Origin of the sequence: Gimesia algae (assembly GCF_007746795.1) — a bacterium.
Lineage (GTDB): Bacteria > Planctomycetota > Planctomycetia > Planctomycetales > Planctomycetaceae > Gimesia > Gimesia algae.
This window is the reverse complement of record NZ_CP036343.1, coordinates 4,214,850-4,227,829: the sequence shown is the minus strand read 5'-3', so window position 1 is coordinate 4,227,829 and position 12,980 is coordinate 4,214,850. Positions and strand designations below refer to the sequence as shown.

8 protein-coding genes are annotated in these 12,980 nt (G+C 49.1%); 6 read left to right on the top strand and 2 right to left on the bottom strand.

Annotated features, from left to right (window positions below):
- The first annotated feature begins 535 nt into the window (after nt 1-535).
- The 5 genes from Pan161_RS15715 to ligA all read left to right on the top strand — a co-directional run bounded on the left by Pan161_RS15715 (nt 536) and on the right by ligA (nt 8,869).
- Nucleotides 536-1,825, top strand: coding sequence for a beta-ketoacyl-[acyl-carrier-protein] synthase family protein (locus tag Pan161_RS15715; RefSeq protein WP_145228549.1), 1,290 nt, complete (start codon nt 536-538; stop codon nt 1,823-1,825).
- 393 nt (nt 1,826-2,218) lie between these two features.
- Complete coding sequence (locus Pan161_RS15710) at nt 2,219-3,697, top strand: aldehyde dehydrogenase family protein (RefSeq protein ID WP_145228548.1); 1,479 nt, start codon at nt 2,219-2,221, stop codon at nt 3,695-3,697.
- A gap of 188 nt (nt 3,698-3,885) precedes the next feature.
- The gene (locus Pan161_RS15705; protein WP_145228547.1) at nt 3,886-5,592 is read left to right on the top strand and encodes a cation:proton antiporter domain-containing protein; all 1,707 of its coding nucleotides are present in this window, start codon (nt 3,886-3,888) and stop codon (nt 5,590-5,592) included.
- A 240-nt stretch (nt 5,593-5,832) separates the two neighbouring features.
- Nucleotides 5,833-6,816: a GDP-mannose 4,6-dehydratase gene (gene gmd, locus Pan161_RS15700; protein WP_145228546.1), complete on the top strand. Its 984-nt coding sequence runs from the start codon at nt 5,833-5,835 to the stop codon at nt 6,814-6,816.
- A gap of 40 nt (nt 6,817-6,856) precedes the next feature.
- The gene (gene ligA / locus Pan161_RS15695) at nt 6,857-8,869 is read left to right on the top strand and encodes an NAD-dependent DNA ligase LigA (RefSeq protein ID WP_145228545.1); all 2,013 of its coding nucleotides are present in this window, start codon (nt 6,857-6,859) and stop codon (nt 8,867-8,869) included.
- A gap of 11 nt (nt 8,870-8,880) precedes the next feature.
- On the opposite strand, the gene Pan161_RS15690 is transcribed toward ligA, so the two are convergent.
- Together Pan161_RS15690 and Pan161_RS15685 are read right to left on the bottom strand one after the other, a co-directional pair.
- Nucleotides 8,881-9,807 (bottom strand): radical SAM protein, encoded by a 927-nt coding sequence (locus Pan161_RS15690; protein ID WP_232103261.1) that lies wholly within the window; start codon nt 9,805-9,807, stop codon nt 8,881-8,883.
- An 18-nt stretch (nt 9,808-9,825) separates the two neighbouring features.
- Nucleotides 9,826-11,154, bottom strand: a complete 1,329-nt coding sequence (locus tag Pan161_RS15685; protein ID WP_145228544.1) for an asparagine synthase-related protein — start codon at nt 11,152-11,154, stop codon at nt 9,826-9,828.
- Between the two features lie 284 nt (nt 11,155-11,438).
- Between Pan161_RS15685 and Pan161_RS15680 the strand changes: the two genes are divergently transcribed.
- On the top strand, nt 11,439-12,803 hold the full coding sequence (locus Pan161_RS15680) for a DUF1501 domain-containing protein (RefSeq protein ID WP_145228543.1): 1,365 nt from the start codon (nt 11,439-11,441) through the stop codon (nt 12,801-12,803).
- Nucleotides 12,804-12,980: the final 177 nt, after the last annotated feature.

Sequence of the window (12,980 nt, the reverse complement as noted above, 5' to 3'; positions counted from 1 at the left end):
AAATCAGCTTTTCTGGAAAATCGCTTGACAAACTAATCGGCAAAGTGTGTAATACACATCGAATGGTATCAATCAGATACTAGATATAGTTGAAGGGGACCTCAATTGTATTAGTAGATCTGAACTGATTTCACTCGAACCTGCGAAAAGGATTTCCAACCTGAAAACGGGAGTTTTGCTCTCACATACCCTTGCTTTTTAAAGCACCTTCCTTAAGCTCTGCGGGCTCAATCCGGAGCGACTTCTGTCCCCGGTAACGACTGGGCCTGTAAACGGTTATTGTTGAATAACTTGTTTAATTGTTAGAGCTTATGGATATTAATCAAAGGGTTTGAGATCGCTCTCAGCTTTGAGGTTATCTTTTTCCGATATATATAAAGAGAAGGAACTCATAGAAGCTGCAAAAGTTACTCCCAGAGTACTGAGCACACTTGTGTTAAGCTGAGAGTTTCAAAGATCTTATAACTATGGTTTTAAATAGTACCGTTAATGGATTTGTACTGTTTCGCTATAGGAGATTGAGGGTCAAGCTAAGATGGCTGGGTCAAATCAGACACGCGTAGTTATTTCTGGAATTGGAATTGTTTCTCCAATCGGTATCGGTATCGATACTTTCTGGCAGAACATATGCTCAGGCAAAACGGGGATTAGTCGACTTGAGTCGATTCCGACTGAGAATTTGCCTTCAAAACTCGCGGGAGAAGTAAAAGACTTCAATCCCGAGGTGCATCTCTACAACAAAAAATTCCTGAAAGTAATGTCTCGAGATATTCAACTGGGTGTAGCCGCTGCTTCTGATGCTGTCAAAAATGCAGGCATCAAGCGTGGGGTGGTTGATCCGGAACGGTTTGGCGTATCCTTTGGTGCAGGACATATTCCTACCACTCCTGATGAACTCGTCGCAGCTGTCAAACTTTGTGCCGAAGATAACTCCTTCGAAGTCACCCGCTGGGGTGAAGATACCATGGGACAGATTACCCCCCTGTGGATGTTGCGGCAGTTACCCAATATGCCCGCCTGCCATATCTCGATCGAACATAATGCACAGGGACCCAATAATACCATTACCAGCCAGGATTCATCGGCACTGCTCGCATTAGCAGAAGCGATGCGTTGGATCAGACGTGGTGCTGTCGACTGTATGGTCGTCGGAGCCTGTACATCCAATATTAATCCGGTCGACCTGTCTCGCAAAAATCTGATCGATCTGTTATCGCGGGATGAAGATCCCAAGCGTGCCTGTCGTCCATTCGACCGTTTTCGCACTGGTACGATTCTCGGTGAAGGGGCTGCTGCTTTTGTGGTCGAAAATTATGACCACGCAGTTCGTCGCGGTGCCGAAATTTATGCGGAAGTCATTGGGCTGGGCGCTGGCTGTGATGGGCGATCTGACACAAACAGTGATCAGGAAAGTGACACTGGTCTGATCCGTGCCGTTGAATCTGCGATGCGTCAGGCTAATTTAATGCCTCACCAATTGGGGCACATTAATGCACACGGCAAGAGCACGAAAATTGATGACCAGGTTGAAGCCAGAGCTTACCATCGTCTGTTTGGCGATGATGCGATTAAGATTCCGATCACCGCTCTCAAGAGCTACTTTGGTCATTTTGATGCTGGCTCAGGTGCTGTCGAACTGGCTGCAAGCATTCTTTCACTCCGCCATGGTGCTACACCGGCGACTTTGAATTATGAAACTCCAGATCCTTTATGTAATCTGGATGTCATTCATGGCGACGTTCGTCCCATGTCAAAACGGACAGCCATGACAGTCAGTCGCACCTCGTTTGGTCAAACTGCTGCTGCTATCCTGCGGGCCATCTAGAGCGCATCACATTTAACCATAGCGTCTCTCGTTCTGTTTACTCAGCCCTGAAAGCCCGGGTGTTCTGTTAGTATGCCTGGACCACACTCTTCAATCTTTCAGGTGTAAGCTGCATTGGATTTCAGTGGCATCTCTTCTATCTGTTCTCAGGCTTTTTTACGCGCATAAGCCTATCCCTCTTGAGAACCTGATTCAATTTAATCAGAATGAACGTTCAAGACTGTGTCCAGTTTTACTGTAGCGTCTCCAAAACCAGATGGATCGAGTATAATAGTACGGGAGACGCTATGGTTAAATGTGATGCGATCTAGAAGGCAGTATCCAACCTTCGCAGGACAACTAATCCCGTCCTGATGAATTTAAACGCTCAACATATTCTCAGGAGATTCAGTCATGGCGACAGAGATTCTTGATACCGTAGCCGACACCCCCCAGGTCCGACAGACGCAACTGCTGATTGATGGAAAATGGGTGGATGCGATCAGCGGAAAAACATTCGCAACGATTAATCCCGCGACGGAAGAGGTCATCGCCGAAGTCGCTGAAGGGGATGCTGCCGATATTGATCTGGCAGTGAAAGCCGCCCGCAAAGCTTTTGAATCAGGTCCCTGGTCTAAAATGGATGCACGAGATCGTGGTCGACTGATCTATCGTCTGGCGGATTTGATCGAGGAAAACATCGAAGAGCTGGCGGCTCTGGAATCGCTGGATAACGGGAAGCCGATCCGCGACAGCCGTGCTGCTGACTTGCCACTGGTGATTGACTGTCTGCGTTATTACGCCGGTTGGGCTGACAAGATTGAAGGAACCACGATTCCTATTCGTGGAAACCATTTCTGTTACACCCGGCGCGAACCACTGGGTGTCGCTGGCCAGATCATTCCCTGGAATTTTCCGCTGTTAATGGTCGCGTGGAAATGGGCGCCTGCTTTGACGGCGGGTTGTACGATTGTAATGAAACCCGCAGAACAGACACCGTTATCCTGTCTGCGACTTGCGGAACTCGCGCTGGAAGCGGGAATCCCTCCGGGCGTCATTAATGTTGTTCCCGGTTACGGACCTACAGCAGGCGCTGCACTGGTGAAACATCCGGATGTCGATAAAATCGCGTTTACGGGCGAAGACGCGACCGCCAAAATCATCATGGCAGATGCCGCGGCAACCTTGAAGCGATTGACATTTGAACTGGGCGGAAAGAGCCCTAATGTCGTGTTTGCGGACTGCGATCTGGATGCAGCTGTTGCCGGCGCGGAATTCGGCCTGTTCTTCAATCAGGGGCAATGCTGCTGTGCCGGGAGCCGACTGTTTGTGGAAGAATCGGTGCATGAAGAATTCGTTGCAAAAATTGCCGCGAAAGCAGCGGCCCGAAAACTGGGTAATCCGCTGAATCCGGAAACGACACAAGGACCCCAGGTGGATCAGGCCCAGATGGAAAAAATTCTGAGCTATATTCAGAAGGGAACCGATGCTGGGGCAAAGTGTGTCACAGGGGGATCTCGATTTGGCTCCAAAGGTTATTTCGTGGAACCGACGATTTTTGATCATGTGACCGACGAAATGTCGATTGCCACCGATGAGATCTTCGGTCCGGTATTGAGTATCCTGCCTTTCAAGAATATGGAAGAAGTTGTTGCTCGTGCGAATAACACTCATTTTGGTCTGGCTGCTGCTGTCTGGACCAGTGATGTGAAAAAGGCGCATCTGATGGCTGATCGGATCAAAGCGGGGACTGTCTGGGTGAACTGTTATGATGTGTTTGACGCAGCCGCTCCCTTTGGTGGATTTAAACGCAGCGGAATCGGACGCGAACTCGGTGCTGCGGGTCTGGCCAGTTACACAGAGCTGAAAACCGTGACGATGAACCTGGACTGAATTATCAGGTCCGGAAGTCATCTCTTGTATGGAATGCCGTTCATGCTAGTGTTCGAACTTACTGTCACATAGTAGTTTAGAATCAAATATTTCTGGCGCGGATTAGAGTCTGAGGATCGACCGAAACTGGTGATCTGCTATAATCGGCCCGTATCTGGTCATCGATTACTTAAGAACAGGACGTTCGAATGGGCTCTTGGCACATTATCTTTACACTGGGAATATTTCTGTCTGCCGGTCTGCTCTCAGGAACACTGGGAGAGCTGTTTCGTCTTCCCAAGGTGACCGCCTATTTATTAATGGGTGTGATTCTAGGGCCTGCGCTGCTGGACCTGATTCCCCATAAGCATCTTGAGGAATTGAGACCACTGACTGATCTGGCGATGGCGCTGGTCTTATTTGGTCTGGGGAACCATTTTACACTCTCGCGCCTGAGGCGATTGTTTCGGCGCGTTCTGCCACTCTCGGTAGGTGAAATCCTGGCAACATTTTTTATTGTCTTTATCGGCTTACTGCTGGTAGGTGAGTCCGGGAGCGCTGCGATTCTATTGGGGGCAATGGCGATTGCCACTGCGCCTGCCACCACGATTCTGGTGCTGAAAGAAATGCAGTCGGAAGGTTCGATTTCAGAATATACAGGCATCCTGGTCGCGCTGAATAATTTAGTCTCCATTGTCGCTTTCGAGATTATCTTTGTCGCCGTCTATTTCTTTCAGGGAGACAGTCAGAGCAGTTCGGTATTTACTCAACTGGGACATCTGGGGCTGGACATTTTTGGTTCGATCTTTATTGGTGTGTTCGGCGGTCTGATGATCAGCTACGGCAGTTCAATCATTAAAGGTAGCCGCCGAATGATTATGTTCATCGCATTGATTGCGATCGCATTGGGATTATGCCGTACGACCGGGATGCCTTATATGCTGACGTTTCTGGCGATGGGATTCACGGTCGCCAACTCATTGACAGAGGAAGAGGTTCCCAAAGTCGAGGCCGAATTATATCCTCTGACCGGGTTTTTGTGCGTCCTGTTTTTTATTATTCATGGTGCAGAATTAAAACCGAGTCAGTTCATCGATGCGGGGCTGATCGGGACCAGTTATATTGTGTTCCGTCTACTGGGTAAATATATCGGAATATTTGTACCCGCCCGAATGCGTAAGGAAGAACCGGAAGTCTCCCTGTGGCTGGGAACCACTCTGTTTGCCCAGGCGGGAGCCGCGATTGCTCTTTCAGGCATAGCCGTCAGTCGCGACCCGGTGCTGGGAGGGCATCTACAGACGATCATTTTAGGCTCCGTTGTGTTCTTTGAGATTGTCGGTCCGATTATGATCCGCCAGTCTGTGCTGCGGGCGGGTGAGGTTCCGTTGATTAACGCCATCCATCATACGGCCGGTGATCCGATCAGTGAATTCCAGTCGATGATTCGGCGCTTTCTGGTATCTTTTGGATTGCTTTCGGAAATAGATCAACCCCCGGATCAGATTTTAGTGGAACAGCTTTACCGCAAAAATGTAAAAGGCATCTCGCAGACAGCAACATTTAATGAAGTGATCTCTTTTATTGAACACAGTCACGATAACACATTTCCTGTTTTAGGTCCTCAGGAGGAAGTAGTGGGAGTGATTCGCTATCAGGATTTGAGTAATACCCTGTTTGACCCGAAGATAGGGTCACTGGTACGTGCGGCCGACCTGGCGAATAATCTGGAAACGGTGGTCTATCCTGATGACTCCCTGGCACGCGTCTGGAGCAAATTCCGTGAAGATTCTTTTGACTGTTTGCCGGTTGTCTCCCGCGAGCAGCCTCATCGGATGCTGGGGGTGATTCGACGCTGGGAGATATTAAAATATTACATCAAAGGTCACCGATCTGCTCAAAGCAATGAAGTGAAGTGATCCATTTAGACGGTGTCCAGTTTTACTGTAGGGGCTCCAGGGCCGTTTGGATCGAGTATTGTGGGTCGGGGCGCTATAGTAAAATGTGATGTGCCCGGGAGTAAAATGTAATGCGATCTGGAAGACACGCAGCACGCAGACCATGTATTGCGATTTCGATAAAACCGACTACACTGCAGGTATGCCGGTGCTTACCTGCTTTCAGAAATCGAACCAAATTCAATTCGAGGATAGATTACAGTGAAACGAGTTGCATTAATTACCGGAATTAATGGCCAGGACGGATATTATTTATCCAGGTTTCTGAAGGGCAAAGACTATGAAGTTCATGGGATTACTTCCTGCAGCAAACCCGGTATCGGTGAACCTCCCGAGAACTGTTATTACTGTGATTTTGCAGACGGTTCGAATTTGAACGAAATCATGGACAAGGTGAAACCGGATGAAGTTTATCATCTGGCAGCGCAAAGCCATGTGAGACTTTCGTTCGACCTACCTGTTTACACAGCTGAAGTCACTGGTGTGGGCACACTACGGCTGCTGGATGCCATCCGTTATTTTGAACAGCAGAATGATAAACAAGTCCATTTCTACCAGGCTTCTTCCAGCGAGATGTTTGGTAAAGTGGTTGAAACACCCCAAAGTGAAACGACGCCCTTCCATCCGCGCAGTCCGTATGCATGTGCCAAAGTCTTTTCCTACTGGCAGACGATTAACTACCGTGAATCCTACGGGATGTTTGCCTGCAACGGGATTCTGTTCAACCACGAATCTCCCCGTCGGGGTGAAGCATTTGTGACGAGAAAAATCACTCAGGCAGTGGCCCGAATTAAGCTGGGCTTACAAGACAAACTGTATCTGGGGAATATCGATGCCAAACGTGACTGGGGTTTTGCCGGCGACTATGTCGAAGCAATGTGGCTGATCCTGCAGCAGGAAAAACCGGATGATTTCGTGATTGGAACGGGAGAGACGCATTCCGTGCGGGAATTTCTGGAAGCAGCGTTCGGAGCAGTGGAACTGGACTGGAAGAAGTATGTGGAGATCGATCCACAGTTTTACCGTCCTGCGGAAGTGGAACTGCTGTGTGCCGATCCGACTAAAGCACGTGAAAAACTGAATTGGGAACCGAAAGTCTCTTTCGAGGAACTGGCCCGAATGATGGTCGAGGCTGATCTGAAACGGACTCGGCAGGAAAAAATTCTGAACGAATCTACCGACTGAATCGATTCAATCTATTTCTCTTCCCGCACGGATCAGTACCATGTCAGTTCGAACCGAGATTGAAGATCTTCGTAAGCAACTCGAGCATCATAATCGGCTGTATTATCTCGATGCGAAACCGGAGATCACCGACCGTGAATACGACCGGTTAATGAAGCGGCTGGAACAACTCGAAACAGAACATCCCGAGTTTGATTCTCCAGAGAGTCCCAGCAAAAAAGTAGGGGGCGCTCCAATTGAGGGCTTTCAGACAGTCGCCCACCGCTTACCGATGTTGTCCATCGATAATATTTTTGAGCTCGAAGGCCTGACTGAATTTGAAACCCGAATCTGCAAACTGCTGGGGGAAGAACAGGTTGAACTCACCGCCGAGTACAAAATAGATGGAGTTGCCGTTTCTCTGATTTATGAAGAGGGGCGGCTGCTTCAAGGACTGACGCGAGGAGATGGCCAGCAGGGGGATGACATCACGCACAACGTGCGGACCATCTGGGGGGTGCCGCTACGGCTTGAGACAGAGAATCCCCCGGAACTGCTGGAGGTCAGGGGAGAAGCATATATCAGCAATTCTGATTTTCAGGCGTTGAATGTTGAAATGCAGGCACAAGGGAAGGAACCGTTCGCGAACCCGCGGAATACAACCGCCGGGGGATTGAAGCTCCTGGATCCCAAGTTGTGTGCCAAACGTAAGATTCGTTTTTTTGCCCACGGCATCGGGGCGATGGCTGGCGTTAACTATCAGACACACGTCAATTACCTGGCTGCCATTCAGGAGATGGGAATTCCTGCGACACCGGATGTGAAAGCGTTTCCCAATCTGAATGCGACGCTGGAACAGGTCCAGACGATGATGGATGACCTGCATACACTGGATTTTGAAGTCGATGGCATTGTTCTGAAGGTCAATCGATTTGATCAGCGGGAAGAATTGGGAAATACTTCCAAAAGTCCGCGCTGGGTGGTGGCCTATAAATGGGAACGCTACGAAGCGGTCACCAGAGCCGAATCGATTGTGTTTCAGGTGGGGAAAACAGGAACGGTAACTCCTGTCGCTAACCTGGAACCGGTGACCATTGCGGGGACCACGGTATCCCGGGCGAGTCTGCATAATCGGGATGAAATGGAACGCTTGGGAATTCAGATCGGCGACTGGGTGGTTGTAGAGAAAGCGGGTAAAATTATCCCACATGTCGTCCGGGTGGAAGAACATCGCCGCGATGGAAGTCAGCAGGAACTGGAGTTTCCGACGCATTGTCCGGAATGTGATACCTTGCTGATCCAAGATGAAGGAGGCGTGTATATCCGCTGTCCCAATCCCAACTGTCCTGCCATGCTGCGGGAAACCCTGCGATATTATGCCTCCCGTCAGGCAATGGACATTGAAGGTATGGGCATCAAGATGGTGGAACAACTGATCGAGCAGAGGCTGCTGAATGGCCTGGCAGACATCTATCGTTTACATGATCATTATGGCGACCTGGTGTCGCTGGAACGCCAAGGTGAAAAGTCCATCGAAAATCTGCTGGCGGGAATTGAAAATTCAAAAACGCAACCTCTCTGGCGACTGCTGACAGGTCTGAATATCAGACATGTGGGTTCGAGCAATGCCCGGATTCTGGAGAAACAGTTCGGCACAATCGATGAAATTGCTCAACAGAGCGTTGAAGAACTGGCGGCCGTCGATGAAATCGGCCCCGTGATAGCCGAATCGGTTTATACTTTTTTCCACTCGGATTTCGGTACGAAGCTGATCAATGACCTGAAGTCGGAAGGACTGAATATGGGGAGTCCCGTCGAAAAAACGGCGGAGACTTCAGGAATCCTTGATGGAAAAACTCTGGTTGTGACGGGCACTTTGACGCAATTCACACGGGATGAAGCAAAAGAACTGATCCGCAAACATGGCGGCAAAGCTTCCGGAAGTGTTTCTTCCAAAACGGACTATCTGGTTGCAGGTGAGAAGGCGGGCAGTAAACTCACAAAAGCGGAAGAGTTGAACGTAACCATCTTAACAGAAACCGAATTTCTGGAACTGCTGGGTGAGTCAGAATAAGCAGTGTCATATCAGGCGTCAGAGTCAATGGTCTGAGTGAGATTCATCTGCTCTAATCTCATCAGACGCTGCTGCAGGTCGGGTTCACTCTGATAGAGTTGATCCAGGTTCCAGAGGTCCATGAAGACCCGTCCCTGGTTGAGCTGCAGACAGGATTTCAGTGTCGTTTCAATCGAAGTGAAAGCAGGCAGGCTGTACTGACCACTTTGCTCCAATAGTTCCAGCATGCCGTTCCCTGCACGCGTCGGGATCAGGGAACAGCAGGTGACACCTTGTGAAAAGGCATATTCTACTGAGCGAATTGCCCAGTCTATTCCTTCCTGTTCTGCCATAAACGGAGGTTTTAATAAAATAAATGCGCGGGTTTGAATCTGATGCTTTAATAAAAATTCGTTGGCGCGGGTGAAATCACCCAGTGTCATTCTTTTATTCAATCTCTTTAGAATCTCCGGGTGGATAGTTTCCAGCCCCAGCGCAATTTCCAGTTGTCCTCTGATTTGCTGCTGGAAATCAAGGCAGGACTGATTGCAGAGCAGGGGATGATTTTCCACAATCACCCGGTCGTAGTTTTTTACAAGCCTAGCAATGCCAGGCAGATCTTCCGGGGGAATGGCTTTGGCATCGAAGAAGTTTCCACTGTTATACAATTTGATCTGACTGGCGGTGGGCAGGTTCTTGAGCGCATAACGGATCTGTTCGATAATTTGCCCTGATTCCAGGGACTCGTCTAACGTGTTTTTCCAGAGATCACACATCAGGCAGCGAAATGGGCACTCTCGATTCGTCAGAAAGATGGTTGAGATTTGGGCCGTCTGTCCCGCTGCCCTATACTCGGTGTCATTGAGGAACGCATACGGACGTTGCGGGGTGACTTGGTGTTTGGGAGGACGGGCTGAAAGAATCTGTTCGTCACTGAAAGTGGGATAACGCATTTTCATGAATGTTGCCAGTGATCATTATTCATAGAGCGCGTGCAGAGACTGGCGGTAGACTTTTTCTGAATCGGAAAACAGCGAATTAAAAGAATCATCATTCACGGTCCCTTCCTGAAAACGCCGTTTGGGATAGACGGGCATGGAAAGTCCTGTTATTTGTTTTACACCGCGCGAAACGATATCGCCTTTGAGTGCATACAGTTTCTGATGATTCCATTCAGTGAGCTCGATATAGGGAATCCCTTCAGCGACTTCAATGACATTCGGGAGTGAATAAGGGCTGAATCCACAAAATCCCAGGCTGCGCGCCGGGGCATAGGTTCTGACATGTCCGCGACTTTGGCCGCCTGAGTAAGTGAGTGAATGTTTAACCGCTTCGACTCCCCAGCCTTCCTGATAAAGCATCAGGTTATTCAAGACACTGCGAATGGTTAGTTCCTGATTTGATTCAATCGGATAGTCTTTGAGGTTTTCATCACCACCATCGCCGTCGATCAGATATTTCCAGCGTGGATAGAGCTCTCGAATTTTTTTGCATAAGCCATAAGTCATGGTTGCAGCCTGAACGTCTAACTGCTTGTAGTCCTCCAGAATTCGAATCGTTTCCAGGTAGTTGAGACTTTCCTGGGGGACATCCACTATTTCCAGGAACAGGCTGAGATTCATTTGCTCCAGAAACTGTTTTGCCTGCCTGCAGTCACTCCCTTCGCCATCGATCGACAACGAGAACGCTTTCAAGCGGGACGGAGATTCCTTCCGCATCAGCAGGGCATGATAGACGAGCAGAAAGATCGCACCGCTGTCGACTCCCCCTGAGAACAATACACCGATCGGCTGCTGTGGTGGAATCGTGTCGAGCCACTTATGGATTTCCTGCGAAACCGCAGTGATATACTGTTTTCCAATCTCATCCAGTCGATTAGGAAGCCGATTGCGTGCGGGTGTAAAGAAGCGGGTTGTTTTCGGATTTGGATCGGGGCAGCCAATCAATTGCAGTTCCAGAATGTAGTGTGCCGGAACCATCCGGGTATAGGAAGGATGGAACTGATCGTCCAGCCCTTCGCTTTTGAGAAACTCATAAATTTCATCAATCCGTTCGGCAATGATCAGACATGGGCCTTCCGCCCGTTTCGCCAGAAAGAACCGCATCGGTCTGCCAATCGAGCGGGCCATACGAACACAAGTACCGTTCTTATGTACCAGCGCAAACTGTCCGTCAATTTGACGTACCTGTTCTGCAGAACCACTGCCAACAAGTTCAGTAGCTTCTTCATACGTCATGTTAAAGATCAGGTTAGCATCGGCGTCCAGCAGGTTAACTAGACGTTCCACATATTCTTCATGAAACATTATAAATCTATCCTGAGATTCAATATGAGCGATCTGGGTGACTCTGGGTGTATCGGTGATTTTATGAATCAAGTTCTGAAATGAAAACAGCAATCAATACGATGCTTTTCTTTTTAAGAAAGATTTAAAATCTCACAACTGTTTATCTGTCATTTGTTTCCGGCTTTATTGATATTTTCCATTCCAGTCAGGAACGGTAAACAAATTGAAACGATCGATACAAAAGCTGGGGTTGAGAAGTCGTAACTGGTCTGGTAGTTTATGGTACATATAGGAGATCATTTATGAGATGTTTCTTGTCTACAGCAGAGCTATCGCGGCGTCAATTTTTGCAACTTAGCTCTCTGGGAGTCGCAGGTGGAATTTCGCTGGGAAGGATACCTGAAGTTGCCGCAGGGATACCGCAGGTTTCGAAACAGCAATCGGTTGTTATGATCTATCTGCCGGGGGGGCCAACACAGTTTGAGACCTTTGATCCCAAACCGGCTGCTCCTGGTGAGATTCGCGGTTCTTTTGCAGCGATACCGTCGCGTGTGCCCGGAGTTCAATTTTGTGAACTGCTACCCGAGTTGTCGACAATTGCGGATAAATTCTCGATCGTGCGGACTCTGGTCGGGATGGAAAATCGTCATGAATCATTTCAGTGTTATACGGGACGCGCCGGAGGACGGACCGAAGATGGCGAGCCCGCTGGTGGCTGGCCTTCGTTTGGATCAATCGTTTCACAACTGCTGGGCCCCGGAAGAGAGGGCATGATTCCCTACGTCGATGCCGCCCCCAAAATGAGTTACAGCCCTTACAATAATAATGGAAGCCATCTGCAGGGGAATCCATCCTGGCCTGGCTTTACGGGCTACAAGCATGTTCCCTTTGCGCTGGAAGGAGAAGTTAAATCAGATCTGATTTTGAATGGCATTGACCTGAATCGTTTCAATGAGCGTCGTGCTTTACTGGATACAGTTAAACAGAATCAGTTGAGTTTTACTGCCGACGGGATTGATAATTTTCAGGAACAGGCTTTTCAGATGCTGTCTTCAGGGCGTTTCGCTGCCGCCATGGATCTGGAACAGGAACCCCAGTCCATACGCGATCGCTACGGTAAACTGCAGAAGACGGATCCCAGTTTTGGAGGCGCCCCGCAAAGCCCGCAGCATTTATTACTGGCGCGGCGACTGGTTGAGTCAGGGGTGCGTTGTGTGAGTGTCGCGTTTGGTGCCTGGGACTGGCATGCTAATCGTGAGGGCTCGATTGAATACCTGTCGCGAAAATATTTACCTGTGTTTGATCACGCGCTTGCCGTTTTTCTACAAGATCTGGAGGAACGGGGACTCCTGGAGCAGACGACCGTTATTGTCTGGGGAGAGTTTGGGAGAACTCCACGAATTAATGCCAAAGGGGGCCGTGATCATTGGCCGGGAACACAGTCCGTACTGGTGGCCGGTGGCGGAATACAGGGCGGTCGCATAGTGGGGCAGACCGACCGTGTCGGCGGAGTTCCTCTGGATCGGCCTGTACATGTTCAGGAAATCTTCGCTTCACTGTATCAAAATCTGGGAATCGATATTGCCACAGCTCAAATTACCGATCTCTCCGGTCGTCCCCGCTTTCTGATTGACGATGATAAACAGCCGATTCGTGAACTATACTAATGGGCCTTCTCTGTGGTCTTCTTAACGTTCACACATCGATTCTCCTCTGGCAGTCCTGAGACGAAATCCGATTTCTAAGTCTCTTTAAAATAGTTGGTTAGCGTTTTGCGGCTTTTCAATCCGGGGGCAGGAACTGTGAATGTGAACCGTTGACGCTACAATATTATCGAATATACT

Coding starts and splice junctions, on each gene's coding strand:
- Pan161_RS15715 (WP_145228549.1), top strand. CDS start 536: ATGGCTGGGTCAAATCAGACACGCGTAGTTATTTCTGGAATTGGAATT.
- Pan161_RS15680 (WP_145228543.1), top strand. CDS start 11,439: ATGAGATGTTTCTTGTCTACAGCAGAGCTATCGCGGCGTCAATTTTTG.
- Pan161_RS15690 (WP_232103261.1), bottom strand. CDS start 9,807: ATGAAAATGCGTTATCCCACTTTCAGTGACGAACAGATTCTTTCAGCC.
- ligA (WP_145228545.1), top strand. CDS start 6,857: ATGTCAGTTCGAACCGAGATTGAAGATCTTCGTAAGCAACTCGAGCAT.
- Pan161_RS15685 (WP_145228544.1), bottom strand. CDS start 11,154: ATGTTTCATGAAGAATATGTGGAACGTCTAGTTAACCTGCTGGACGCC.
- Pan161_RS15710 (WP_145228548.1), top strand. CDS start 2,219: ATGGCGACAGAGATTCTTGATACCGTAGCCGACACCCCCCAGGTCCGA.
- Pan161_RS15705 (WP_145228547.1), top strand. CDS start 3,886: ATGGGCTCTTGGCACATTATCTTTACACTGGGAATATTTCTGTCTGCC.